We start from the raw sequence: 26,253 nt of genomic DNA on the forward strand, positions 1-26,253 counted from the left end.
AATGGAAAAACGAGTTATTCAGCAGCGTGACGGTTCTATGGCACTCGGCTACGTGGTCGCCGACCAGCGTCAGCTCGACAAGCGTCTCTATGAAGTGGTAACCGGCGGCGTCGTGCCCTGCCTGCTGCCCGGCGTGCTTATGCGCTACCCCGATGGCGTGCTCGAGATGCGCTATCGCATTGCCGGCGAGACCTTGGAGCAGCGTCTGGCGCGCCCCTTTGACGGTGCCGAGACCTGTGAGCTGCTCGAGAGCATCTCCAGCGCGCTTGATGCTCTGGTTGCAGGCCAGATGCCGCTTATGAACCTGCGCTTTGCCGCCGACGAGGTAGTTATGGACGCCGCCGGCACCGGATGCCGCTTTGTGTTTTTGCCCATGACCGGTATCAAGCCCAACCTGGATGGTGTCCGCGTCTTCTTTGAGTCGGTCGCCGCCGCGGTCAAGCCCGCCGACGATATTGCCCAGAACGCGCTGACGTCGCTGAGCTCTTTCTTTAAGAAGTCCGGCCCCTTCGACATCTTGGGATTCTCGCGCCATCTGAAGCAGGTGAGCGTGAGCGCGATGCTCATGGATGCCGGCACCACCGTGCTCGACGATGGCGATGGCGATGACCACGGCACCACGGTGCTCGAAAGCGGCGATGACCACGGCACGACGGTGCTCGATGATGGCGAGGGCCTGGACGTGTCTGCCCCCGGCCCCGTGCTGGGTACGGTCGTTCTTTCCGATTTGGAAGACGAGCCGATTGCCACGACCGAGCCTGCGCCTGCGCCTGAGTCGCAGCCTGCCCCGGAGCCTGAGCCTGAGCCTGAGCCTGAGCCGGAACCGGAGCCTGAGCCGGAGCCGGAGCCCGAATCCGAGCCGGCGCCTGAGGACGAGGACGATCTGGCTGACGCGCCCATTGCGCAGTCCCGCCAGGATCGCACCGGCGTGCTCAATCCCATCGACTTTAAGGTCGCTGAGGGCTACGAGTCGCTGTTCTCCAAGGACACGGTCGAGCGCCACGGTTCTCATACGCATGCCGCCAAGCCCGAGCCCAAGCCGGCACCTAAGGCAGAGCCCAAGTCCGAGCCGGCGCCGGCGCCTAAGCCCGCTTCCAAGCCCGAGCCGGCTCCTGCGACCGCTGCGACCGTTCGCCATCTGCGTTTCTTCCTCACACGCATCGCTACCGGCGAGCGCTTTGAGGTCCGCGGCCGTCGCTTTGTGGTGGGCAAGTCCAAGCACAGCTCGTTTATGGTCAAGGGTTCCACGACGGTTTCGCGCAGCCACGCGATCTTTGTCACCGGTCCCGACACCTGCACGATCGAGGACGACAACTCGCGCAACGGCACCTTCGTCAACAACGAGCGCATCGATCCGGGCTTCCCGGTCGCACTCGTCGACGGCGACACCGTGCGCATGAGTGACGAGAACTTTGCATTCGAGGTTCAGCCCGCCTAAGGGCGTGCGACCCACGTTGAGATATTCGAGAAAGGAGCGCAGATGCTTTTCGAAGGGGCCGGTTATTCCAATGTCGGCCGAACGCGCGAATCCAACCAGGATAGCTACCTGATCAAGGTCGCCACCACTCCCGTGGGCGATGTCGCCCTGGTCGCCGTCGCCGATGGTATGGGTGGCCTTGAGTGCGGCGAGCTCGCCTCTGCCGCGGTCATCAACATGCTGTCCGATTGGTTCGACAACAAGCTGCCCGTGGCCCTGGAGGCCATGGAGAGCTCCGTCGGCGGTTTCGAGAACTTCGTCGACGGTCAGTGGGGCGGCCTGGTTCAGGACATGAACATGGCGCTGATCCGCTACGGCATGGCCGAGCATATGAACCTGGGCACCACGCTTACCGCCATGCTCGCCATCGGCGGGCGCTATTCCATCGTGCACGTGGGTGACACGCGTGCCTACGAGCTCACCGAGTCGGCAACCAATCAGCTTACCGTCGACCAGTCCTTTGTGCGCCGCGAGGTCGAGGCCGGTCGCATCACGCCCGAGGAAGCCCTCACGCACCCGCGCCGCAACGTGCTGCTGCAGTGCCTGGGTTCCACCAAGGAGGTCGTGCCCGATCTGATTCACGGCAACCTCGATCGCGATGCGATCTACCTGCTGTGCTCCGACGGTTTCCGCCATGTGCTCACCGACACCGAGCTCCGTCGTCGCCTAGGCCCCGACGCCCTGGACGCCAACGCCTGGGACGCCGAGCGTCGTCGCGGCGCCTATGCCACCTGCACCGCCACCGACCTGGACCGCGAGGAGCGCGAGGGCTTTGAGCCCGGTTGCGTCACGCAGCGCATCGCCGAGACGGCCCAGCTCGTCATGGATCGCAAAGAGGCCGATAACGTTACCGCGCTGGTGCTGCGCGTCCAGCCTCAGGGAGGTCGATAGCCCATGCCGTCTACCAGAAGCAGGCGAGAGGTCGACGCGCGCCGTAAGCGCGTGGGCGACGTCATCAAGGGCCGCTACAAGATTCTGTCGGTGATCGGCAAGGGCGGCATGAGCCGTGTCTACCTGGCCGCCGACCTGCAGCTCACCAACAAGCAGTGGGCTGTCAAAGAGGTCGACCGCAACGCGACCGACCCCACCGGCCGTCCCATCGAGCAGTCGCTGGCAAGCGAGGCCGAGCTGCTGTCCAAGCTCGATCACCCCAATATCGTCGACATCGTCGATATCGAGAAGACCGAGGACTTCATCTACGTCATCATGGACCACGTCGAGGGTACGTCTCTGGCCGACGTGGTGCGCCGCGAGGGCCCGCAGTCCGAGGAGGACGTGCAAAAGTGGATGCTGCAGGTGTGCGACGCCCTGGGCTACCTGCACCGTCAGGACCCGCCCATCGTCTATCGCGACATGAAGCCCTCCAACATCATGCTGCACCCCGATGGCTACATTAAGCTGATCGACCTGGGTGTTGCGCGCGAGTACAAGGACGAGGCCCGCAAGGACACCATCGCCTTTGGTACCACGGGCTACGCCGCGCCCGAGCAGTACGGCAAGGCCCAGACCGACGCCCGTACCGATATCTACGGCATCGGCGCCACCATGTGGCACCTGCTGGTGGGCGAGGCGCCTCCGGTCGAGTTCCCGCTGCCCAACGTTCACACCAAAAACGAGAACGTGGGCGAGGGCTTTGCCGACGTCATCATCCCCAAGTGCTGCGAGCTCGAGCGTGCCCGCCGCTACCAGGACTGCGACGAGCTGGCTGCCGACCTGGAAATCTACAAGGAGCTCACCCGCGAGTTCCGCGATAAGCAGGCCCGCAAGGTCAAGACCTTCTTTGGCTGTGTCATCGCGTGCGTGGTGTGCCTGGCCGTGGGCATCGGCAGTATGGCGCTACGCGAGTCCACGATCACCGAGAAGTTCGACTACCAGATGAAGCTCGGCCGCGACCAGACCCAGTCGGCTCCCGAGAAGGCCGAGAAAGCCTACCTCGCCGCCATTGGCTATCGTCCGGGCGACGTCGAGGGCTACGAGGGCCTCATCGATGCCTACAAGGCCGACGGCACCTTCACCACCAAGGAGAAGGCACAGCTCGACGACGTGTACCAGCAGAACCTGACCGAGCTCGAGAATTCGAGCAGGTTCTCGGAGCTGTCTTACGAGATGGGACGTCTGTACTGGTACTTCTACTCCTATGGTGGCAGCAAGGACGACGAGGACGCCAACCGCACCACGCGCATCAAGGCGTCTGCCGAGTACTTTAAGAACGCCGCGGAGGATCCGTCGTTCGAGAACCGCGACAAGGCCAAGATCTACAACGGCATTGCACAGTTCACGACCAAGATCGCCATCGCGGTCAAGACCGACGACGACTCCGACTCTATGTACAAGGAGTACTGGGGCAACCTGGAGGACCTGGCCGACGAGATCGCCAGCGAGTCCAACGAGACGGTGCGCCTGGACAGCTACGCGCTGATCTCCAACGCCATGGAGACCTACATGGATAAGTTCAAGGCCGCCGGTATTAAGAAGTCGCAGGCCGAGAAGCTCTACAAGAAGGTCGATTCGGGTCTTAAGTCCGTCTCGCCCAAGGATGACGATGCCGAGCAGCGTCGCGACGAGACCATCCAGCGCTTGGAGAACGAGGTCCAGCGCAAGATCACCACGGTGTATTCCAACGCCGTCGTCGCCGAGGATTAAGGAGGGGCGAACATGGAAAACGTTTACTTTTACGTATCGATCGCCGCGTTTGTTCTCGCGGCCGTGCTCGCCGTCGCCGCGGTAGTTGTGTTTGTGAAGATGGATGTCATCAACGCCATCCGCTTCCTCCAGGGCAAGCGCGTGCCTACTTCTGGTGAGTCTTCGCGTCGCCGCGCGGCGCGTGGCTCACGTAGCGCCGGTGCCAAAAAGTCCGGCAACCCCGCCCGCACTGTGCTTGACGGCGCGGGCGGCGACGACCGCGTGACCGACATTGCGCACGAGGGTCCCGAGGGCGACGACAACCTGACCACGGTGGTCGCGCCCATCAGCGACGAGCCCGCATCGGCACGTCACGCCAAGGCCCATGCCGCCAAGGTGGAGAAGGACGTCCGCGACGAGAACGACGACGAGGGCTTCGCCGGCAGCGAGACCCCGACCGAGGTTCTGACTGAGGACGACATGGAGACCGAGCGTCCCACCGGTGTTCTGGTTGAGGACGAGGACGACTCCGAGCGTCCGACCGGTGTGCTGGTTGAGGAGGAAGAGGAGTCTGAGCGTCCGACCGGCGTACTTACCGAGGACGAGGATGAGGAATCTGAGCGTCCGACCGGCGTGCTGGTGGAGGACGACGAAGAGTCCGAGCGATCAACCGGCCTTCTCACGGAGGAGGACGAGGAATCCGAGCGCGAGACGGGTCTGCTCGACGAGGCCGACGAGGACTCCGAGCAGGAGACCGGTCTGCTCGACGAGGGCGCCGAGGCGTCCGAATCCGAGACCGACGTACTCAGCAGCGGCGATGTTTATGAAAACATCGGTGCCGATGGTGTTGCTCAACACGAGGACGACGGATTCCGCTTCATACTCAAACAGAATGTGATAGTAGTCCATACCGATCAATCTATCGATAGGCTCTACGACTAGGGAAGGAAAAACGAACGATGTCTATGTTCGATAAGCTTAAGGCGTACTCACGCAAGCCTGCTGCCGTGATCCTCGCCACCGTGATGGCAACCTCGACCATCCCCACCACCCCGATCGCCCAGGCCGTGACCGCCGCGTATGCCGCGGAGAGCACGACGCCTGCCAAGACGACGAAGTCAGAGTACAAATCCAAGGCTACCTCCAGTGTCGATATTAATGGTCGTACGATTAGCCTGACGTTTGATAGCAAGGTTCCCAAGGGCGTCGATGGCACGGCTAGGGCGACTATTAAAAAGAGCGATTTGGAGGACCTTGTTTACTCTAATTCGCATGAGTTGTTCGACGACGCGCAGAATAAGGCCGTCGATGCGAAGCTCAAGGAAATTGAGAAGGATCCTAAGAAGCAGAATGTCAAGCTCTGGTACGGTAACGGCGGCCCCAAATATCATGGCAGGACGATTGACGTTTCTCTTACGTCTGACACCGAGGGCGTTGTCGTAAAGGAGATTGACAAGGACACGTATGAGGTGTCGTCTGATAAGGTTGTCGAGGATGCGAAGCTGACGCTTACTGTCAAGTCGGCCTCTTTTGGATATATGTTCATATACTCCTATGAGGACGTCGTCGAGCCGACTGAAAAGCCCGAACCCGGTGAGGGTGCCGGCGGCGCCGACTCGTCAAACCCGGCAGACGACTCGAAGGGAAACGACGACAGTGCGACCGGTAAAGCTACGTCCGGCTCCGAGGATAAGACAAAATTTGGGGTCGTAGACACCGAAAAGACCGGCGAAAAGGTCAATTTGGATGAAGAGACCGTTGCCAAGATCAACACTGCTTTCGCTACCGACACCATTTCTGTGACGTCGAATGATGCCTGGAACGGCGTCCAGAACGCCATCGATGCTGTTAAGCAGAACGGCGTTACGGTCAACGACCTTAAATATGAAAACAAGGGCACTGCGAAAACCGTCGTGCTTTTCAACGCTCCTGAGGGCTTGAAGCTGTCTTCAGATACCAAGGGCAACGATTTTGTTTCGGTGTCTGAGCCTTCTTACAAGGACGGCGTTTACTCTCTTTCGGTCACTCCCAAGGCTTGTGATCCTAGCAACCAAGATGTTGTGGCTCACGTTAAGGTGAAGTACCCGAATGGGGAAGAAGCTGGAGATATTGCCGTTACGATTAAGCCTGTTGCGAAGCAAAAGGTCGATTTGGGCGGTATGGTGAATTCTGAAGCCCTTCCGTTCCGTCTTGCGAAGGATCAGAAAGCTGAGATTCTTAAAACCGCTAATGATCTTGTGAAAGACGCGACTGGCGGCGAGGTCTCCGATCTGTACAAGCTGGTCACGATTAACGAAGAAAATTACAACAAAGCTGCTAAAGCTGATACAGAGTTTGATTCTTCGGTGCTCACGTTTGAAGTACGCGATGCAAAGGGCGATAGTGACAAGTTGAATAACTATGACTTCACCGGTGGTGGAAGTCAGATTACTCAGCCCAAGGTCAAGGTTGCAAAAATTGAAGAGATCGATTGGGATGAACAGTCGGGTATTACTCTGACTGGCTTGACCTATAACGAGGACTACTACAAGAATCAAGGGAACAAGGACTATTCCAAGACGATACATAAGGCAGACAACAACCTTTGGTACAGGAACGCCGCAACTGTTGGTGTCGATGGTAAAAACGCAGTAGCCGTTTCGCAGGATATTGAAGACAATCAGACCGTTGCTGACCTCGATTTCGGTAAGCAGCAGACGTTTAAAACCAGCGCTTCTGCGAATCAGCTTGCAAAGTTCTACACTCAGAACTCGGACAAGGTTATCAAGCGAGTTCGCGATGTAAATTTCAACTACGATCACACTAAGCCTTCGCTTACTTCATTTACTGCGAAGGCTTCTGGTAGCAAGAAGGCCGAGCTCAAGAGTGGTAGCCACGCTGGCGCTCTTGTTGCTGACAGGATTACTGTCGACTTCGAGGCTAAAGATAGCGGTTCGAATGACGCCCCGGGTGTGTCTGGAATTGCGGACGTCCAGGCTAACTATCAGATTCAGAAGAGTGGCCAGAAGACTGCTACTCCCAAGGCTGAGGACTATGGCAAATACGCTTTCGATATTGACGAAGATTCGAAGGTGTCTACTGACAGCATCCACGTTAAGACGGTCGACCATGCCGGCAACGCCAATGATCAAACTCTCGCTGAAGCGACCATTGATCCTAAGTACACCGAACTCGTCAGGGCTTCAAGCGCTCCTGAGATTTCTTCGTCTTGGGATACGACAGCAGCTTCGAATGGTAAGTACTACAACGTTAGTCGCACGTTGACCCTGACGATTAAAGCTCCGTTCTATGAGTACGTTCAGGAGTACATGGCGAACGTTCCTATCGCTACCGTTACCCGAGACGGCAAGTCTTGGAAATCCGTCTTCCCCACCGATTTCAAGGAGACAAGCGAAGGCTCCAATGTCTACACTTGCTCTATTCCGTTTACCGAGGATGGCGACTACGTCGTTTCTGATTGCGTGGTAACTGACCTTATCGGGCGCCCCGCGAAAGTCGATGGCGACACCTTCACCATCGATAAGACCGCTCCTAAGCTGAATGTTTCTTGGAACACTGAGGCTGCTCAGAACGGCAAGTATTACAACGCTGCTCGTACGGCTACCATCACGGTTGAGGAGCACAACTTCGATCCGAACCTGTTCAAGATCGAGGCTCCCGTTTCTGCCGGCAACGGTGACGAGGCTACTCCTGCCCAGATCGGTGGCTGGTCCAGCAACGGCGATACCCACACCGCTACGGTGACGTTCCCGGGTCAGGGTGTCTACACGCTCTCCGTCTCCGGTGAGGACCTGGCTTCCAACAAGTCCGAGTCCTACACCTCGCCTGAGTTCGTGATCGACACCATTAAGCCCAAGATCGACATCCAGAATGTCGTCAACCGCACGGCCTACGCCGGTGAGGTTGCCCCGACCGCTGCCGTTCACGACACCAACCTTGCCGATGGCACCTCCATCGAGGTTTCCAAGATCAGCTACCCGCTGTCCAAGGACGATCCGAACCCCTATGCGGGCGCCGCAATCAACGCCTCGGCTACCGACAAGTCCGTGAGCTACCTCAACCCGGCCAAGACCAAGGGCAACGACGGCGTCTACACGCTGACCGTTCAGGCCGTCGACCTGGCCGGCAACACCGAGTCCGAGGCTGTCACCTGGTCGGTCAACCGCTTTGGTTCGACCTACGTCATCTCCGATAACACCGGCAAGATGCTCGACCAGTACCTCAAGAGCGCCAAGACCACCGATGTTAAGGTGACTGAGATCAACCCGTCCGGCCTTGATGACAACAAGACCTCCGTCGAGCTGACCCGCGACACCAAGAACACCACGCTCAAGAGCGGTGACAACTACACCACCGATTCCGACACGTCGAGCGGTTGGAGCGAGTACAACTACACCGTCAGCAAGTCCAACTACGACAAGGACGGCGCGTACCGCGTGCTGTTCCACAGCGAGGACGCTGCCGGCAATTCCTCCGAGAACACCATGGAGGGCAAGAACGCCAAGAAGTCCGGCGCTGCGGCCGAGATCAACTTCGCCGTTGACGACACCGCGCCCATCGCTTCCTTCGTCGACCTTGCCTCCAATGGTAAGTACGAGGAGTCCTCGCACAAGGCCAAGGTGAGCTTCGAGGACAACCTCAAGCTTTCGAAGGCTCAGATCAAGGTGAACGGCAAGACCGTGGCCACCTTTACGGCCGACCAGCTCGAGAAGAGCCCGATCCGCGAGTTCACGCTCGACGGCAGCTCCTCTAAGCAGGACGTCACCGTTGTCGCTTGGGATGCCGCGGGCAACAAGTCCAAGGAGCTTAAGGCTACGGGCGTGCTCGTCACCAACGACTCCTTCGTTCTGTGGATGAACAACTTGCCGCTTATGGTTGGCACCATCGTCGCGATCGTTGTCGTCGCTGGCGGTATCTACATGGTCGTCGCCAAGAAGCGCAAGGAGAACGAGGAGAAGTAAGCTCTTCGCAAGACGCTTGTGCATCTGTGAGCTTTACGGCGCCTTGCCCCACTGCTGGGCGGGGCGCCATTTTGTTAGGAAAGGATTGATCGATGAGTTCCAAACAGGCACTGTGCCCGTTTTGCGGACAGCCGGTCGATGAGGGAATGCGTTGCTGCCCGTTTTGCGGGGCGCCGCTGAGTGCGGGCGAGGATGCTGCGATGGATGTTGGGTCGCACGCTGCCGGCACTGGCGGGACTGCCGATGTTGCCACGCATGCTGCTGAGTCGGCCGCCGAGCCGGCCGCGAAGAAGCCTGGCCGTCGGTTTGCGAAGACTTCCGCGCCGGCCGCAAACCCTACCGCACAGGCTCCGACGGGGGAGGACGCGCTGTTCTCGCTCGATAACCTGGATGGCGATGCGGGTGTCAACCCCAATGCCTCTGCTGGTAAGGGCACTGCGGCTCCGCGCATGACGCCTCATCTGGATAACGCACGCGCCGCGGTCCGCAAGCCGCTGGCGAAAAAGATCGCGATTGCCGTGGCCGCCGTGCTGGTTGTTGCGGTGGTTGTGTGCGTTGGCGTGGCTTGGAAGGGCGATCAGGATCTTAAGCGCGAGGCGCAGCAGGTCTCGGCCCAAAAGAAGAAGTCCGAAAGCAAGCTCGACCTTATGGGCGGCGACCGCAAAATTAAGGCGCAAGCCAAGGCGGGCCTGGGCGGCGACGCGATGGTGTGCGACGGCTCGTATCTGTATTGGGCGGATGGCTCGCATATCCTGGCGCGCAAGGCTTCGGGCGCCAAAGCCGTGGATGCGACCGTGCTCACCAAGACCACCGCGAAGCATCTGAACGTTTGCGAGGGCGATCTGTATTATGCAGACGGTGCCAGCGTCATGAAGATTGAGGATGTTGCCGAGTGCGCCAAGCGGGCGGGCGGCAAGGACAAGTCCAAGGTCAAGGTCAAGACGGTGGCGACGCTCGAGGGCGATGTTGAGGGACTTGTCGTGCGCGATGGCACCGCCGTTGCCATGACGCTCAAGGACGGCAAGGCCTGTGTGTGGCGTCTCGACAAGGACGCGGCGCACCTGGTGGCCGCCCAGCCGGCATCGAGCGCCTGGCTGTTTGCCGATGACGCCCATTGCGATGTGGTCGTTGCAACCGATACGGGTTGGACCGTGTGCGAGGCGACGCTTGCCGACGTTTCGTCTGCTGCGGAGATTACGCTTGAGCAGGAGAATGCCGAGGCCGAGGCAGAGCATCCGCAAGAGACGCACGGTCCCTTTGGTTCGTACGTTGCCGGCTCCGAGCAGCTCAAGAATGCCTTCTTTTGCGAGGGCACGCTCTATGCCGTACTGACGGGCACCGATGGTCACACCACGCTTTCGCGCTGCACCCAGGGCGGCACGTTTAGCTCGTTTAATGCTTATGCCGATGCGGGCCGCCTGTGGGCCAATGGCCACGGTTGCGCGCTCGTGCTCTCGGGAGGCGAGCTCGGTTGGATTGACGCGAGCTCGGGCCTTTCGAGTGACTACGACAAGGTTGCCGACAAGGCCGGACTCGACCTCGATCCTTCAACCTCGGCGTTGTGGCTCAACGGCACGACGCTCTTTGTGGCAGATAATAGTGGCAAGTCTTCTACGCTTTGGGCGCTCGACACCTCGGCCGAGAACCCCAAGCTCGTCAAGATCGCACAATAAGGCGCCTGGCGCCGGAAAGGACCCATCATGTTTTGTGGTCATTGCGGATACAACAACCCCAATACCAGCAAGTTTTGCTTAAAGTGCGGCTCTGAGCTTGCCAAGTACATGCCCGGTGGCGCCTCTGCCGCCGCCGCGGCCACGCTTCGTACTCCTGCTCAGCAGCAGCGTCCCGTGCAGGCGCCTGGTGCGCAGACGGGCATGGGCACTCAGCGCCCCGCTGCGGCTCCGATGCCGCAGACGGCTCGTCCTGGTGTGGCGCCCATGGCTCAGCCCCAGATGCCGCAGGCTGGTCGTCCTGCTGCCGGTATGGCTCCTCAGCAGCCGGTGCAGCGTCCCGCCCGTACTTCGCACAACCGTCCGTCCAACATCCCGGACGCCGGTCCTGCCGTGCGTCCCGGATCGCATCCCGTTGCGGCTCCCTCTGCCGCTCCTGCCGGTGTCAACGGCAACGTGGTGATTCCCCGCGGCCCCGTGGCCGGCACTAACCAGCCGGCTGGCGCCTACAGCCAACCCAACGCGGTCTACAACCGCCCCAGCACGGGCGTGACGGTGCTCGACGAGCTTATGGCGTCTTCGGATCATCCGTCGTCCTCCGAGCTGCCGCGCATTGCCTCCGATGCGCCCCGCTCTGCCTATGGCCCGCGCATGACGCTTGTCCGTGAGCGCGGCACCCGCTACGAGATCACTGAGTTCCCCGCCACGGTGGGCAAGGGCTCGGCGGCAAACGTCCGCATTGAGGGCAACACGGCTATCTCGCGCGTGCACCTGCTGGTGCGCTACACGGGCCAGTGCTTTGCCGTGGAGGACAAGAACTCCACCAACGGCACGTGCATCAACGGCAACCGTTTGGAGCCCGGTGAGCTCGTCAAGCTTAAGAACGGCGACAAGGTCAAGATGGGCAACGAGGTCTTTACGGTCGAGATTCGATAACGGATAGTGGTCTTTACCAGGTAAAACTTTGCAGATGAGCGGCGGCAGGTAAAAAACTTGCCGCCGCCTTTATTGTTGCGCAACAACTTTTGATTTTTTGGGTGGATGATTCTAACCGTCAAAGGTATTCGAGCGGCGGCGGAGTCGATGCCAGCCGCTCCCTTAAGAAAGGGGAATGATATGTTCTGTCCTCACTGTGGTTCCCAGCAGCCCGATGGCGCCGTCTTTTGCGGCAACTGCGGCCAGTCGATGGTCGACGCTCCCTCTGCGCCTCAGGCGGCTCCTGTCCACCAGGCTCCGGCTCCGCAGCAGCCCTTTGCCGCGCCCGCACCTGCACCCGCCGTGCATCATGGGTTTGGCGGCTTCGGTTCCAACTTCCAGGGTACGCTGTCGGCGGCGACGGGCTTTGGCAAGCGCTCCCTCGCCATGCTTGGCGGCGCCGTGGCATCGTTCGTTTGCATGTTCCAACCGTGGATCGCTATGCCTTGGATCGATAAGGCGCTCGGTTATGCCGCCAACCAGGCCGGCTCCGATAACTACGGCCTCAATCAGGCGGCGATTACCTCCGCTAAGGCGCTTGTTAACAATGCATTCGATATGCCGCACGTGTTTAGCCTTTCCGGTGCGTTGCGTGGCCTTTCTACGGGCGTTAACAATCTTGCGATGCAGATTACCTCGTATGACACCTCGGCTGCCGCTCAAGCTCAACAGGCTGCCGGCTCACTCGGCTTGGTGGCCAACGTCCTCACCATTCTCTTTGTGCTGTGGGTTGCCTGTGTGGTGGCTATGATCGCCGGCGTTGTGATTAAGTTTCTCAAGAAGCAAGATGTTGTCCTGTTTGCCAGCCTGGGCGCCTCTGCGGTTCTTTCGCTTGTATGCATTATCGGCGCGCTGGTGGCAAACGGCCAGATTGACGGCGCGTTAACCCAAATGCTCGCTTCGAACGGTGGTTCAAGTGCTTTTGCCGTCATTACGACTATCAAGCCGTTCCTGGCCCCGGCATATGGCGCAGTCCTTACGCTGATTTTCTCGATCGCCGGCTTGGTGAGCGCTTTCGTCCTCAAGGAGGACTAATTTCGTCGATACGCCTGCCGGCGGGCTAGACTCGGCCCCGCTAACAGGAGACTATCGTAGGCCCTGCGGATCTTCCGTGGGGCCTTTTGCTATGAGGTGGCAATTGTTGCGCAACGTTGTTGGCGGAGCGCGGGTTACACTCTGAGTAACGGAATTGTTGTAAGGGAGAACCTTATGTTTTGTACTAAATGCGGTTCGTACGTGCCCGACGGCCAGCGCTTCTGCACCAGCTGCGGCGCCCCTATGGAGGAGTTTGGGCCTACCGGTGACGTCCCAGCGCAGCCGACGTACCAGCAGCCCGGTCAGACGCAGCAGGGCTACGGACAGCCTGCTTCTATGCCGGGTGCCAGCGACTTGCCGCCTTATATGCCGCCGGTCGACGTGCCGGGTGTCTACGACATGGGTGCGGGCGGTCCTGGTCCGCAGGGTCCCAAAAAGAACGGTAAGAAGGCTGCGCTGATCACCGTTGGCGTGCTGGCGGCTATCCTTGCGGGCGGTGGCGCCGGCTATTACTTCGGCGTGTATCGCCCGCAACAGGTCGAGCTCGAGCGTATCGAAAAGAAGAAGGAAGAAGAGGCCGTCAAGCACTCCAAGCACCCGGTGCGCATCACGGCGACCGGCATGCAGTGGGATACCGATACCGGCGCCACCAAGCTGCCGGTTCACGTGACGGGAACCGACGTTGACGGCAAGGACGTGGATACGGTCTTTTACGTTGATAGCGACGGCAACGGCATCAAGCTCATGCAGGGCAACTACAGCCTTCAGGTTGCCGCGTCGCCCTTGGGTGCCGATGGCGAGATTTGGGACGTGCCCAACGTTTCGGTGAGCATTAAGCTGGGCGACGCACTCAAGAAGGGCGAGAAGCTCGACCTGCGCGAGAATGCCAAGTTTGAGCTCGGCGATCCGATCAATGCCGTGGACGTCGAGGCTGGCGAGATCACCATGGCGCAGAATTACGCGCGCCAGGGTGGCTGCGACGACAAGGACGAGGCCGACCGTCTGGCGGGCTTGGCTTCTTCGGCGCGTAACGGTGCGGTCGCGAGCTATAACGCGGCCGTCTCGGAGGCGAGCCGCAAGAGCCGCACCTACGACGGCGACGTGTTTACGTTCGAAGTTCCCGAGGACTGGGGGAGCGACTGGGACGTCAAGACCTCACAGGGCACGTACAGCGGCGTCAAGAACGGTTTGTGGGTCGATTACAAGATTGTCCACGATGGCTACACGGTGGGAACGCTGATGATCTCAAACCACTACAGCTCGGCGTTCAACACGATCGGGAAGACGAACAACGTGGGTAAATCGACCAATCTGTGGCTCGGATCGTACGATTCGCTTTCGGGCGACTCCGACTGGGAATACATCGTCGATTCGGTCTACATTAAATAGTTTCGCTTACAAGAAAGTGCCCCGTTTCCCTGGTGGAAACGGGGCACTTCTTTGTGCAATGGGACTGCGGCGCTCGGCGTTACTCGTCGACGTCGGTGAACTCGGTGGGCGGTACGGAGTCCGTGGAGTCATCGTAGCTATCGTCGTAGTCGCTGGAATCGTCGTAGCTGTCGTCATAGTCGGAGTCGTAGTCGGAATCATCGGAGTCATCGTAGCTGTACGACTTGCTGGAACTGCTTGACTTGCTCGATTTCCTCGACTTTTTGCTGGAGCTCGACTTGCTGCTCGAAGAATCGCTCGACCTGTTGCCGCTCGGATCAGCGTCGCCCGGCTCAGTGCTGGTGATACCGGTGGTGAGGACGATCATCGTTTTCTCGACGGTATCGACGGTGTTGTTGAGGTTGAGCCTGGAGGTGTCGATCTTGCCCTCGGCGTAGTTCTCGTCATGCTCCTCGAGGTTTTCGGTGTAGCCCGAGATGAGATAGGCGCTGTCGTTGTTAAAGTCGCTGGCGGTGACATCGCGATCAGTCGCCTTGAAGCTCTTACCGTCGTAGGTAAAGAACTTTTCCTCGGTCTTGGACTTCTTCTTACCTGTGAGCAGGTAGGCCTTGCCGTCGCTGATGAACTGGCTCAGGTAGACGGTTCCGCTGTCGTCGCCGATCTCCTTATCGAACATGACGAAAATGTAGCCGCCGTTTGTTGCCTGCGGCGAGCCGCTGTAGAGGTTGACGAGCTCGGTTCCGTTGTAGCCCCATACGTCCAGAATGTAATCGCCGGTCGTGAGGTGGGTCTTCTTGCCAAACTCATCGGCCTTGGTCTTGGAGTGGATGGTCACGAGTTCCTGGAGGCCGTCGCCGTTAAAGTCGACAAGCTGGGCAAACTCTACGCCGCCAATCTGGTAGACGTTGCTCCTGAGCGAAGCGATCTCGGGCTCGCCGTAGATGTCGATAAGCTCCTCGAGCTTGCTCTTGTAGGCGGTGTAGGCCGCGTGGAACGTCGCGTCGTCGATCGTGGTGGGCGCGGTGGTGTTCGTGGTGTCCTTGGACGTGTCGGTCTTCTTGTCCGTCTTCTTGTCGGACTTGCTGGGCTTGGAGCTGCTCGTGCTGTTGCTCGACGTGCCCGAATCGTCCTCGGTCGTGGAGTCGTCCTTACTGGCGTCGTCGCTGCTGGCGTCGTCCTTGGAGGTCGTGTCCGAGGAATTGCCGTTGTCCGTGCTGGTAGAGGCGTCGTCGTTCTTCTTGGGGGTGTTGACGGTCACGCTCTCGGCAGGCTTCTCGGCGCTGGTGTCGTCCTTCTTAACCACGGTGGTGTTGAAGTTTTGGACCGTATTGCCCTTGGTGTCCTCGATCTTGCAGCTGTAGTCGCCGGGCTTGACCTTGCCAAAGTCGCCGATGGTAAAGCCATCGTCGCCCTTGACCTTAATCTTGTAGCTCTTGCCGCCGTTCTTGGGCGTGAGGGTCGCGGTGTAGCTGTGGATCACGCGGTCCTTCTTTTTGGGCAGGACCTTGGTGTCGACCGTGCACACGACGGCGTCCTGGCTGCCCGAGGTGATCTCGACGGCGTTGGCGTTGGGCGTGAGCAGCAGGATGGCTGCCACGGCGGCGCCGGCGGCGACCAGGCCAAGGCCCGCGAAGACCGGCCAGCGGCGCTTCTTTTGCTGCGGCTGCTGGGGCATGGGCATCTGCGGCTGGGGCTGCGGCTGCGGAATAGGAGCCGCCTGCATGGTGGTGTCGGTCATCTGCTGCTGCGGCAGGTCGACGACGGTGGCACCGGCCGTGGGGTGTGCCACGCCGAGCGATTCCATGGCCTCGGCGGTCGCCTGGGCATCCTCGTCGAACTCGGCGATGGTAGTGGGGTCGTCGTTGACGTTGACGAGCGTGGTGGGGTCGTCTGCGACGGCGGCGGGCACGGCTGCATCGTCGCCGGGGAAGTCGACGGCGACGGCCGCGTTGTCGTCGGTCTCGAAGATCTCCTCGGCTTCGGCGGCGTCAACGGGCGCGGCGTCGTCGATGATGGGCTCGGCGGTCGGCTCGGGGTCGGCTGCGGGCTCGGCATTGGCAGTCTGCTCGGCCGCGGGCTCAACGGCATCGAGCGTGACGACCGTCTCACCGGGGTCGGTCTGATCAGCTTGAGGCTCGGCGGTTTCTGTCGGGGCGTCCGACTCCGGGTCAGCGGCGTCGAGTGTGACGACGGTCTCGCCCGGGTCGACGGGCGCCGGGGTAGATGCTTCGGCTTCGGTATTGGCCGAGGGCCCGACGGCGTCGAGGGTCGCCACGGTCTCGCCGGGATCTGCATCGACAGCGTCCAGTGTGACGACCGTCTCGCCGGGGTCGGTGACGGTCTCGGGTGCAGGTGCGGGCTCGGACGTCGGCTCAACGGCATCGAGCGTAACGACGGTCTCGCCCGGATTGACGGCGGGCGCAGGTTCAGCAGTTTGTGTCTCAGCGGGCGCCGGAGCCTGGGTTGCTGTCTTGGGCGCTACGGACGCTCCGCAATTGGTGCAAAAGCGCGCGTCGTCAGGCAGCTTCGTTCCGCATTGCGTGCAAAACATAAGGTGAGCTCCCTTCTTTTAGGTGTTTCTTAGGTTCGAATCTATGGTACCTGCGGTATAGGGCAAAGTTGTTGCGCAACAGTGCGAAAAACCTTCTGGTGATGCCAATAGTGGTGTTCATGTGTACGGGTTTCGTCTCAATCTGTAACATCTGGACGGGATTTCAGCCTCTACCTGTTACAGATCAAGATAGTTCCCCACTCAACACATCAAACATCTCAATCTGTAACAGTAAGGACCCGTTTTGCCCAGCAGATGTTACAGATTGAGATGTTAGCCAAGGGGGCTGGCTGAATGTCTCGATCTGTAACACTAAGACTCAGTTTTGACCCGTAACTGTTACGGATTGAGATAAACCTGCTGCTGGCGGTGTGGAAACGACCGCTTGGAATTGTTGCGCAACGTCTTTCGCGATATCTCCCATATGCTTGTGCCAAGAAGAGGTTGAGGAGCTTGCCAGCGCGTTCGCTCGTGTGGATGGCTCTGCAGTGTTGAGGGGAGATGCCATGAGGTGCTCAAGTTGTGGAAGCGAGCTGGTGCCGGGCACGATGTTTTGTCCCATTTGCGGCGCTCAGGTCATGGACCAGGGTTTTGACGAGCCGATGGCGAATACTGCCGATCACGCTCAGCAGTATTGGGATCAGTCGCAGGCTCAGCTGGAGCAGCAGTACTGGGCTCAACCTCAGCAGTTCCAGCCGGACTCTGCTCCAGCCCCCATGCCGATGGCTCCTGCTAACAAGCCCCGTCGAGGAAAGAGGGCCGCTGTAGGCCTGGCCATCGCCGTTGCCTTTATTGCCGTGGGCGTCGGTGGCTTTGCGGGATTTTCGTTCTGGCAGAAGGCTCAGCACCAAAAGATGGTCGACCAGACGACGGCGGCTGTCGAAAAGACGGTGGACGAGCAGTATGGCGAGAGTTTTGGCGGCTTTGTCTCCAACGACTACGTCAATCCTTCGACGTATAAGGTTAAGTCCGTCAAGGTGAGCAACGTGACGGAGAACAATGGGCTGGTGAGCGGCTCGGCCGAAGCCGTCACGGCGAACCGCAGTTTCCACTCGACGATGGACTTTACGTTTACCGGTGTTAAGGACTCGGGCGGCACGGTTTCAAACGTGACCTTGAAGCTCAACGATAAGTCGACCGAACCCAAGAGGGGCATCGACTTTGACGAGGAAAACGGGCTGACGGACCTGGACCCTGAGCTCGATGGCCCGTCGTGCACGGTTAAGCAGGAGATCCCCGGAGGTGCGCCCTGGTACTACGACCCGTCGTACCATCAGGAGTACTCGTACTATTTCGAAGACGACGAAGGATGGTGCCTCTCGGATTCCGGTCGCTACGACGATGACGGCGATTCCGACCCCATGCTCGACATCTCGGGTACCTATGAGGACTCCGGCGGCGCCGCCACGCCGGACATCTACCTCAAGATTTCGAACTATGACGAGGATGAGGGGACGATTTCCGTCGAGTTGTCGACGGACTATTCGCTTTCGAGGAAGAAGCTGAGCGGTCGCATGCTCTTTAGAAAAGACGATATTGAGCTCGAGGACATCGACGACAGTGGCTATAAGGGATTTAGGATTGGCGGAGGCGGCGGCCTGGTAACCAGCTCCGAAGAAATTACCGGTGCAGAGTCGGGCGACGCGGCTCTGGTGTTCGTGCTGAACCCTTCGTCGCCTGGCGGGATTAATGTGTATAGGGGTGACGACCAGGGTCTTTCGGTGCAGACGGGCTACGGCAAAGCGGGGCGCTACACCCTTCCTGTTATGACTGGGGTTACGGGCGGCATGATGAGTGGGCTTTCGGAGTTCAGTGCGTGGTCGTTCGAGAACAACGCGCCTACGCCGCAGTTCGTGAAGGAATAGGGGGTCGGCGTCGTCGGCGTTGGAACCAGTGCCGCCCCGCCGGCCAATAATCTCAATCTGTAACATCTACAGCTCAATTTGCTCGATAACTGTTACAGATTGAGATGTTGTGTCCTGGGATAGCGGTTTGTCTCGATCTGTAACGGTAAGGACCGATTTTGCCGAGTAACTGTTACAGATCGAGACATTGTCTGACGGGGGAGTCTTCTGTCTCGGTCTGTAACATCTGAGACCCGATTTGCCCCGTAACTGTCACAGATTTAGATGTTTCTGAACGGCTCAGACTGTTTATCTCGATCTGTAACAGTAGCGACCGATTTCGCCCCGTAGATGTTACAGATTTAGATGTTGCTCGGCGGGGGAGCCTCTGTGCGATCCCAGACCCTGTCATCTGTGGTTTACGTGGGGGCATGCGAAGCACGGGTATACTAACCGCGGCGAATCTGCTCCATTGCTTAGAGCTGCTGCGTCTGGACGGCGCGTGATAGGGCTGCCAAAGCGATCGCCAGCGTGCTGAGCAACGTCCTCTCTGTGCGCACCCGTTTTTGTATGTATTAGCGCACTACCAAGCACGCCCGCGCGGTCGCATGCCGTGCCCATTGCGCGTGCAGATAAGGAACAACAACATATGCGTAATTCTGTATCCGACGTCACGGACGCCGAGATTCTGGACGAGACCCGCGAGGCCATGACCCAGGCTGCCTTCGATGCCGCCGATGAGGCCAATGCTGCCCAGGCCGTCGAGTCCGCTGCCGAGAGTCTGCCCGCCTTTGACGAGCTGGGACTTTCCGACGAGATGCTCCGTGCCATCGAGAACCTGGGCTACACGGCGCCGACGCCTGTTCAGGCTGGCTCGATTCCCGTAGTGCTCGAGGGCCGCGACTTGCTTGCCGCCGCTCAGACCGGCACCGGCAAGACGGCCGCCTTCTTGCTGCCGACCATGAATAATCTGGAGCACATCGCTCCTCCCAAGCCTGTGCACGAGCGCGGCGGCCGCAGCCGTCGTCGTGGCGCTAAAAAGCCCGAGGGTAACGGTCGCGGCCCCGTGATGCTCGTCATCACCCCCACGCGCGAGCTTGCCCAGCAGATCGACGAGGTCGCGAGCAAGATCGCCGACGTTACCGGCCACGTTGCCGTGACCGTCGTGGGCGGCGTGAGCTACAAGCCGCAGACCGCTGCCCTCAAGTACGGCTGCGACATTCTGGTCGCCACGCCGGGCCGTCTGGTCGATCTGATCGAGCAGGGCGCCTGCCACCTGGACGAGGTTAAGGTCCTGGTGCTCGACGAGGCCGACCGCATGCTCGACATGGGCTTTTTGCCCGCCGTCCGCCGCATTGTGCGCGAGACGCCGGCCGAGCGCCAGACGCTGCTGTTCTCGGCGACCCTCGACGAGGAGGCCGTGGGCGAGATCACCGACCTGGTGAGCGATCCGGCCCGCGTGGAGATCGCGCCCGCCACATCGACCGCCGACACCGTCGACCAGTTTGTCTTCCCGGTGTCCATCGAGGCCAAGAACAACCTGCTGCCCGAGTTCCTCAAGAAGGAGGGCCCGGAGCGCACCATCGTCTTTATGCGCACCAAGCACCGCGCCGACAGCTGCTGCCGTCGTCTGGAGCGTAAAGGCATCAAGGCTGCCGCGATTCACGGCAACCGTAGCCAGGCCCAGCGCGAGCGCGCGCTTTCGGCCTTCCGCGACGGTACCGTCGACGTGCTGGTGGCAACCGACGTGCTTGCCCGCGGCATCGACATCAGCGACGTGCGCTACGTCGTGAACTTTGACGTGCCGGCCGAGCCGACCGACTACATCCACCGCATCGGCCGCACGGGCCGCGCCGGCGAGCTAGGCTGGGCCATCACGTTTGTGACCGAGCAGGACGTCGATGAGTTCTACGAGATCGAGAAGCTCATGGACAAGACGGCCGACATCTACGAGGCCGGCGACCTGCATGTGGGCCCCAACCCGCCCGCCGTCGATCCCGAGCGCGACCCTGCGGCCTTTAAGGTGAAGAAGAAGACCAAGCGCGGCAAGTCCAAGAGCAAGAAGAAGCTTGAGCAGGCACGTCGCGACGGCAAGCGCAACGGCGATGACTACGGCGATGTGGCCGGTCGTTCCAACCGCGGTCGCGACGAGCGTCGCGGCGACGGCGAGCGTCCGAGCCGTCCCAAGCGCGGCGGCAAGATCCGCGTGCGCGAGGGCGTTCAGGCTCGCGTGGACGAGGCTGTTGAGAGCGTGGCCCGCGAGGTGGCTGCCGAGGAGCGTGCTGGCGCTGCCGAGCAGGTCCCGCGAGGCAACCGTGCCGAGCGCCGTGCCAAGCAGTTCCAGGGCGAGGCGCATCGCCGTCGCCGCGAGGACGAGGACCGCGGCGGTCGTCGCCGTGTTGAGCGCGAGGACGAGGGCCGTGGCTCGCGCGGCGGCAAGCGTGGCTCGGGCGATCGTCGTCGTTCCGGTCGCAATGACGAGCGCGGCGGGCGCGATGAGCGCCGTGGCGGCGAGGGTCGCGGTGAGCATGGCACCCGCAGCGGTGAGTCCCGTGGCGGCAAGCGCTTTGAAGAGCGCGGTGGCCGCGGCGGCGAGCGTCGCGAGGGCGCTCGCGGCAATGGTGGGCGCAGCGGCGCTGGGCGTTCCGGTGAGTCGCGCGAGCGTCGCGATCCGCGTGCCAGCCGCGATCGTCGCGATGACTGGCGCAACTACGACGATACCCGCGAGGAGCGTCGCGGCGGCTACCGTGGTGGTCGCGGCGGCAACCAGGCCGGTTCCCGTGGCGGCCGCGCCGGCGGTCGCGATAACCGTGGCAGCTATGGCAACAGCCGTGGCGGCAAGCGCGGCGGCAGCTCCCGTCGTCCCGGCGACGGCGGCGGCAAGCGCAAATAACATACGCATCGCACGCTAGCGTGAGACAAGCTAAGGGCCCCGAGCAACTACGCTCGGGGCCCTTTTTGGTGCAAAGGGGTCAGAGCAAGGAGTGTCCCTGGGTGCCGGCAGAAAAGGAACGTCCCTAAGTGCCGCATAGCTACCGTTTATCGGAGAATAAATACCGTTCACCGGTCATAATGATTATTCTGGCTTTGGGCTTGTCTACAATAGCTCTCGTAAAAAGAAATGCGGAAGGTTACCGAGTCCCTCGGACGTGGGCCTAACCAAAGTCTTTGAACGGGTGTGTCTCTATGGATGCATTCGCTTGATTTTGGTTGGGCTATATTTATGAAGGGACATGCCGCCATGGGTTTCTTTTCTCGCCTGATGGGCGGTTCGGATGAGCAGAAGACTGCAGCTTCCGAGTTCGAAATCCTCGCTCCCGTTTCCGGCGAGCTTGTTCATCTAGAAAATACCAATGACCCTGCTTTTAGCAGCCGCGCGGTGGGCGATGGCGTTGCCGTGGTTCCCCAAGAGGGAACGGTGTGCGCTCCTGTTTCCGGCACCGTCGCGGCGTTGTTTCCGACCGAGCACGCGCTGGGCATCATGTCCGACGACAGCTCTGCTCAGGTGATGCTGCATATCGGAATCGACACTGTTAAACTTGAGGGCAAGGGCTTCCATGCGCTCGTTGCTCAGGGTGACCATGTCGACGCGGGCCAGCCCCTCGTCGAGGTCGATTTCGACGCGGTTCGCGCCGCCGGCTTCGACCCCACGGTCTTCGTTATCGTGTGCGAGCGCTCGGAGAACTCGACTCTTCGTGAGCATGCTTCCGGCCCTGTTGCTGTTAAAGAGCCTGTCGTCTGGCTTTCCGAGTAAATTCTTGTGGTGGGTACCGTGGTTATCAAGCGAGTTTTCAACAATAACGTCGCAATGGTCACTTCGGACGATGGCTCCGAGCTCATCGTCATCGGCCGAGGCCTCTGCTTTGGCCGCCATGCCGGTGATATCATCGACGAGGCGTCGGTCGAAAAGACCTATGCGCTGCAGGAGGGTACCTCCCAGGATTCTCGTACGATTGACCGCTTGGCACATCTTTTGGAGTCCATCCCCACCGTTAACCTCGTGATTTCCGAGGACATTGTTCAGATGCTTCGTCGAGAGCTCAATGTTGATATCAATGACAAGATTCTCATCGCTCTCGCAGATCATATAAGCCTCGCCCTTGATCGCGAGCGCAAGGGCATTCCGTGCGAGAACCCGTTGCTGCTCGAGATTCAGCAGTTCTATCGCAAGGAGTACGCGCTTGCGGGCCGTGCCCTTCAGATTATCAAGGATTACCTGGGCATCGAGATGAGCGAGGAGGAGCAGGGCTTCATCACCTTGCATATCGTCAACGCTACCATGCCGCAGCGCTCTGACCGTCTGATTGTTTCGGTCCAGCTTGTTCGCGACGTGCTCGCGATTGTTTCCGAGCACTATGCCACGACCCTTGACGTCGCCTCGTTGCCGTACGAGCGTTTCGTTCGCCATCTGCAGTTTTTTGCGCAGCGAGCGCTCGATCCCGCGGCGGGGCAGGTCAATGGCGACGCGCTGTTCCGTATCGATGAAACGGTGTATCCAAGGGCGTTCTCGTGCGCGGAGTCAATTGCCGACCGCTTAGCGTCTACCTATAACGTTGTCGTTGCCAATGCCGAGAAGAGTTATCTCGCATATCACATTGTTAACCTGCTTGGAGAATCTGGTCTCTAGGCATAACGTGCCCGCACATCGATTGATATAAGACAAGGCTCATGGTCTTGTCCAGGGCACACCTGTCTTAATTTGCGGAAAAGAAAGGGGAGTATCGCTATGACCGCAAAAAAGAAGTTCAATTTCAAAGCGCCGTTGGAGGTGTTCGCGAAGTCGATCGTCCAGCCGATGATGTATCTCTCGGTTGCCGGCATCCTGCTCATCGTGGGCATCATTCTGACCAACAAGACCATCTGCGCCGTGGTCCCCGTGCTGGGCTTCGGCCCGTTCCAGCTTGCGGGCGCCGTTGTCTATCAGTCGCTGATGTTTATCATCAACAACCTCTCGATTCTGTTCTGCGTGGGCATCGCCGGCGCCATGGCAAAGAAGAACAAGGGCCATGCTTCGCTGATCGCCCTGATGTCGTTCTTCCTGTTCCTTCAGGCCAATAACATCGTGCTCAACGCCACCGGTTCTCTTGCCGAAGCGAGCGGCATGCTCGGCCTTACCGGAACCGGCCAGAGCACCGTTATGGGCATTCAGGTCCTCGATACCGGCGTGTTTGGCGGCATCATTCTTGGTTGCATCACCGGTGCCGTGTTCAACAAGTACTCGAACAAGCAGTTCCCCGTTGCCCTTTCGATGTTCTCGGGCGTTCGCTTTCCGTTCCTGATCATGATCATCATTTCCTGGATCATGGGCGCTGGCTTCTGCATCGTTTGGCCTCCGGTTCAGGGTGCCATCTCCTCCGTTGCCGGCATCATTAAGGAGTCGGGCAACATCGGTCTGTTTATCTACGGCATGCTCAACAAGTTGCTCGTTCCCACCGGTCTGCACCACCTCATCTACACCCCGTTCCAGTTCTCCGATGTGGGTGGCACCCTTACGCTGGGCGATCAGGTTATCGCCGGCGCCTATCCCATCCGTGTCGCCGAGATGGCAATGACGGGCCAGCCCTTCTCCGATAGCACGTATTTCAACAGCTACGCCTTCAACAACCTGTGGCCCTACATCGGCATCGGTCTCGCCTTTATCTTCACCGCTTACAAGGGGAACAAGGACAAGACCAAGGCTGTCATCATCCCGCTGATCATCACCGCCGTGCTTTCCTGCGTGACCGAGCCCATGGATTTCCTCTTTGTCTTTGCTGCCCCTGTGCTCTTTGTCGTCCACTCGATTCTTTCCGGCGTCTTCCTGGTTCTTCTTAAGGTTCTCTCCGTGCCCGCTTCGACTGCAGGCGGCATCATCAACATCGTTGTTTCCAACCTGGTCCTTGGTGTCGATAAGACCAACTGGCCGATGATGCTGGTGCTTGGAGTTCTCAACGCCGCTCTGTACTTCTTCCTCTTCACCTTCCTTATTAAGAAGCTCAACCTCCACACGCCTGGTCGCGAGGAGGAGTCCGAGCTCGCCGAGTCCGTCGCCGAGGGCGAGGCCGCCGCGTCTGTCGCGGTGAAGCAGGGCGCTGTTGCCGCGGCTCCCGCAGAGGGCGTCGATGCGGGCATTGCCGATCTGGTCGCAGGTCTTGGCGGCAAGGACAACATCGAGGAGCTCGAGAACTGCTTTACGCGTCTCCGCGTGAACGTTAAGAACCCGGACCTCATCGATGAGAACCTCATCAACCACGTGCCCAACAGCGGCATCAACCGCAACGGCAATAATATCCAGATCATCTTTGGCATGAAGGTCGCCGAGATGCGCGACAAGGTCGAAAACGCAATTGAGAAGGAGCAGTAAACAATGATCATTACTCTGTGTGGTGGCGGATCCACCTTTACCCCCGGCATCGTCAAGTCCATCGCTCTGCGCAAGGACGAACTCGACGTTGACGAGATTCGTCTGTACGACATCAACGAGGAGCGCCAGCGCAAGATTGGCGTGCTCGTGGACTGGATTTTGCACGAGGACCTTGGCCTGGACATCAAGCTCACGGTGACCACCGACAAAAAGACGGCTTTTACCGACGCGAGCTTCGTGTTTGCCCAGATGCGCGTGGGCGGCTATGCCATGCGCGAGCAGGACGAGAAGATTCCGCTGCGTCACGGCTGCGTGGGTCAGGAGACCTGCGGTTGCGGCGGCCTTGCCTATGGCATGCGCACCATCTTCCCCATGGTCGAGCTGATTGACGACGTTGAGAAGTATGCCAAGAAGGACTACTGGATTCTCAACTACTCCAACCCTGCCGCCATCGTCTCCGAGGGCTGCCGCGTCCTGCGCCCCAACGCTCGCATCATCAACATCTGCGACATGCCGATCGCGATCATCGACGTGGTTTGCGCTGCACTCGATATCGACAAGAAGGATGTCGAGTACGATTACTTTGGCCTCAACCACTTTGGTTGGTTCACCTCGATCCGCCACAAGGGCGAGGAGGTGCTCCCGCAGCTGCGCGAGTACATCAAGGAGCACGAGATTCTGCTGCCCGATTCTTACCTCAAGGGCATGAGCTCGCTGATGTCCAAGAAGCCCGAGGAGGCCACCGACGAGCATCCCGAGCAGAACCGCCACACCAAGGGCAGCTGGTACTACGTCTGGAAGGGCGAGTACGAGATCATGGAGTGCTTCCCGGAGTACCTGCCCAACACGTATCTGAACTACTACCTGCAGCAGAAGGAGTTCGTCGAGCATTCCAACCCCGAGCGCACCCGTGCAAACGAGGTCGAGGAGACGCGCGAGAAGAACCTCTTTGATGGCATCGACCATTACGAGAAGACGGGCGAGATCGACGAGAGCACGTTCTATGCGGGCAGCCACGGCGACTGGATTGCCGATCTAGCCATCGCTCTGAAGAACGATACCAAGCAGCGCTTCCTGGTCATTTGCGAGAACAAGGGCGCTATCCCCAACATGCCCTACGACGCCATGGTCGAGCTGCCTGCCTACATTGGCAAGAACGGCCCCGAGGTCATCAGCCGCGACAACATCCCGCTGTTCCAGCAGGGTCTTATGATGCAGCAGCTGAACTCCGAGAAGCTCATCGTCGAGGCTACGATCGAGGGTTCGTACGAGAAGGCGCTCAAGGCCTTTACGCTCAACAAGACCGTGCCTTCGATGAAGGTCGCCAAGGAGGTTCTCGACGACATGATCGAGGCCAACAAGGGTTACTGGCCCGAGCTTCGCTAA

At 59.8% G+C, this 26,253-nt stretch carries 16 protein-coding genes; 15 read left to right on the forward strand and 1 reads right to left on the reverse strand.

From position 1 onward, the window contains the following. Position 1: 1 nt before the first annotated feature. The 9 genes from DW732_RS10055 (at position 2) to DW732_RS04075 (ending at position 14,129) form a co-directional block, all read left to right on the forward strand. Positions 2-1,438, forward strand: coding sequence for an FHA domain-containing protein (locus DW732_RS10055; protein WP_147356358.1), 1,437 nt, complete (start codon positions 2-4; stop codon positions 1,436-1,438). Between the two features lie 42 nt (positions 1,439-1,480). Continuing rightward, positions 1,481-2,368, forward strand: a complete 888-nt coding sequence (locus DW732_RS04040; protein ID WP_118098861.1) for a PP2C family serine/threonine-protein phosphatase — start codon at positions 1,481-1,483, stop codon at positions 2,366-2,368. A 3-nt stretch (positions 2,369-2,371) separates the two neighbouring features. Continuing rightward, a complete protein-coding gene (locus DW732_RS04045) occupies positions 2,372-4,120 on the forward strand; it encodes a serine/threonine-protein kinase (RefSeq protein WP_118098862.1) in 1,749 nt (582 codons plus the stop codon). A gap of 12 nt (positions 4,121-4,132) precedes the next feature. Continuing rightward, the gene (locus DW732_RS04050) at positions 4,133-5,041 is read left to right on the forward strand and encodes a hypothetical protein (protein ID WP_118098863.1); all 909 of its coding nucleotides are present in this window, start codon (positions 4,133-4,135) and stop codon (positions 5,039-5,041) included. A 17-nt stretch (positions 5,042-5,058) separates the two neighbouring features. Beyond that, positions 5,059-9,060, forward strand: a complete 4,002-nt coding sequence (locus DW732_RS04055; protein WP_118098864.1) for a hypothetical protein — start codon at positions 5,059-5,061, stop codon at positions 9,058-9,060. A 92-nt stretch (positions 9,061-9,152) separates the two neighbouring features. Beyond that, positions 9,153-10,733 carry a zinc ribbon domain-containing protein gene (locus DW732_RS04060; protein WP_118098865.1) on the forward strand — a complete coding sequence of 527 codons (1,581 nt, stop codon included), beginning with the start codon at positions 9,153-9,155 and terminating at the stop codon, positions 10,731-10,733. Positions 10,734-10,760: 27 nt separating this feature from the next. Beyond that, the gene (locus DW732_RS04065; protein WP_118098866.1) at positions 10,761-11,666 is read left to right on the forward strand and encodes an FHA domain-containing protein; all 906 of its coding nucleotides are present in this window, start codon (positions 10,761-10,763) and stop codon (positions 11,664-11,666) included. A 180-nt stretch (positions 11,667-11,846) separates the two neighbouring features. Then, positions 11,847-12,740, forward strand: coding sequence for a zinc ribbon domain-containing protein (locus DW732_RS04070; RefSeq protein WP_118098867.1), 894 nt, complete (start codon positions 11,847-11,849; stop codon positions 12,738-12,740). Between the two features lie 174 nt (positions 12,741-12,914). Further along, positions 12,915-14,129 carry a zinc ribbon domain-containing protein gene (locus tag DW732_RS04075; RefSeq protein ID WP_118098868.1) on the forward strand — a complete coding sequence of 405 codons (1,215 nt, stop codon included), beginning with the start codon at positions 12,915-12,917 and terminating at the stop codon, positions 14,127-14,129. Positions 14,130-14,208: 79 nt separating this feature from the next. On the opposite strand, the gene DW732_RS10060 is transcribed toward DW732_RS04075, so the two are convergent. Beyond that, a complete protein-coding gene (locus DW732_RS10060) occupies positions 14,209-16,680 on the reverse strand; it encodes a zinc ribbon domain-containing protein (RefSeq protein WP_118098869.1) in 2,472 nt (823 codons plus the stop codon). 506 nt (positions 16,681-17,186) lie between these two features. On the opposite strand from DW732_RS10060, the gene DW732_RS04085 reads away from it, so the two are divergent. The 6 genes from DW732_RS04085 to DW732_RS04110 all read left to right on the forward strand — a co-directional run bounded on the left by DW732_RS04085 (position 17,187) and on the right by DW732_RS04110 (position 26,253). Beyond that, positions 17,187-18,545, forward strand: coding sequence for a zinc ribbon domain-containing protein (locus DW732_RS04085; RefSeq protein WP_118098870.1), 1,359 nt, complete (start codon positions 17,187-17,189; stop codon positions 18,543-18,545). A 628-nt stretch (positions 18,546-19,173) separates the two neighbouring features. Continuing rightward, positions 19,174-21,417: a DEAD/DEAH box helicase gene (locus DW732_RS04090; protein WP_118098871.1), complete on the forward strand. Its 2,244-nt coding sequence runs from the start codon at positions 19,174-19,176 to the stop codon at positions 21,415-21,417. Between the two features lie 348 nt (positions 21,418-21,765). Then, on the forward strand, positions 21,766-22,278 hold the full coding sequence (locus DW732_RS04095) for a PTS glucose transporter subunit IIA (RefSeq protein ID WP_158549076.1): 513 nt from the start codon (positions 21,766-21,768) through the stop codon (positions 22,276-22,278). An 18-nt stretch (positions 22,279-22,296) separates the two neighbouring features. Then, positions 22,297-23,151 (forward strand): PRD domain-containing protein, encoded by an 855-nt coding sequence (locus DW732_RS04100; RefSeq protein ID WP_118098917.1) that lies wholly within the window; start codon positions 22,297-22,299, stop codon positions 23,149-23,151. Positions 23,152-23,250: 99 nt separating this feature from the next. After that, complete coding sequence (locus DW732_RS04105; RefSeq protein WP_118098872.1) at positions 23,251-24,867, forward strand: PTS transporter subunit EIIC; 1,617 nt, start codon at positions 23,251-23,253, stop codon at positions 24,865-24,867. Positions 24,868-24,870: 3 nt separating this feature from the next. Further along, positions 24,871-26,253 (forward strand): 6-phospho-alpha-glucosidase, encoded by a 1,383-nt coding sequence (locus DW732_RS04110; protein ID WP_117734429.1) that lies wholly within the window; start codon positions 24,871-24,873, stop codon positions 26,251-26,253.

Source organism: Collinsella sp. AM28-11LB, assembly GCF_003469895.1.
Classification (GTDB): domain Bacteria; phylum Actinomycetota; class Coriobacteriia; order Coriobacteriales; family Coriobacteriaceae; genus Collinsella.

Excerpts from the sequence above, each read along its gene's own strand:
- DW732_RS10055 (WP_147356358.1), top strand. The coding sequence starts at position 2 with ATGGAAAAACGAGTTATTCAGCAGCGTGACGGTTCTATGGCACTCGGC.
- DW732_RS04040 (WP_118098861.1), top strand. The coding sequence starts at position 1,481 with ATGCTTTTCGAAGGGGCCGGTTATTCCAATGTCGGCCGAACGCGCGAA.
- DW732_RS04045 (WP_118098862.1), top strand. The coding sequence starts at position 2,372 with ATGCCGTCTACCAGAAGCAGGCGAGAGGTCGACGCGCGCCGTAAGCGC.
- DW732_RS04050 (WP_118098863.1), top strand. The coding sequence starts at position 4,133 with ATGGAAAACGTTTACTTTTACGTATCGATCGCCGCGTTTGTTCTCGCG.
- DW732_RS04055 (WP_118098864.1), top strand. The coding sequence starts at position 5,059 with ATGTCTATGTTCGATAAGCTTAAGGCGTACTCACGCAAGCCTGCTGCC.
- DW732_RS04060 (WP_118098865.1), top strand. The coding sequence starts at position 9,153 with ATGAGTTCCAAACAGGCACTGTGCCCGTTTTGCGGACAGCCGGTCGAT.
- DW732_RS04065 (WP_118098866.1), top strand. The coding sequence starts at position 10,761 with ATGTTTTGTGGTCATTGCGGATACAACAACCCCAATACCAGCAAGTTT.
- DW732_RS04070 (WP_118098867.1), top strand. The coding sequence starts at position 11,847 with ATGTTCTGTCCTCACTGTGGTTCCCAGCAGCCCGATGGCGCCGTCTTT.
- DW732_RS04075 (WP_118098868.1), top strand. The coding sequence starts at position 12,915 with ATGTTTTGTACTAAATGCGGTTCGTACGTGCCCGACGGCCAGCGCTTC.
- DW732_RS10060 (WP_118098869.1), bottom strand. The coding sequence starts at position 16,680 with ATGTTTTGCACGCAATGCGGAACGAAGCTGCCTGACGACGCGCGCTTT.
- DW732_RS04085 (WP_118098870.1), top strand. The coding sequence starts at position 17,187 with ATGAGGTGCTCAAGTTGTGGAAGCGAGCTGGTGCCGGGCACGATGTTT.
- DW732_RS04090 (WP_118098871.1), top strand. The coding sequence starts at position 19,174 with ATGCGTAATTCTGTATCCGACGTCACGGACGCCGAGATTCTGGACGAG.
- DW732_RS04095 (WP_158549076.1), top strand. The coding sequence starts at position 21,766 with ATGGGTTTCTTTTCTCGCCTGATGGGCGGTTCGGATGAGCAGAAGACT.
- DW732_RS04105 (WP_118098872.1), top strand. The coding sequence starts at position 23,251 with ATGACCGCAAAAAAGAAGTTCAATTTCAAAGCGCCGTTGGAGGTGTTC.
- DW732_RS04110 (WP_117734429.1), top strand. The coding sequence starts at position 24,871 with ATGATCATTACTCTGTGTGGTGGCGGATCCACCTTTACCCCCGGCATC.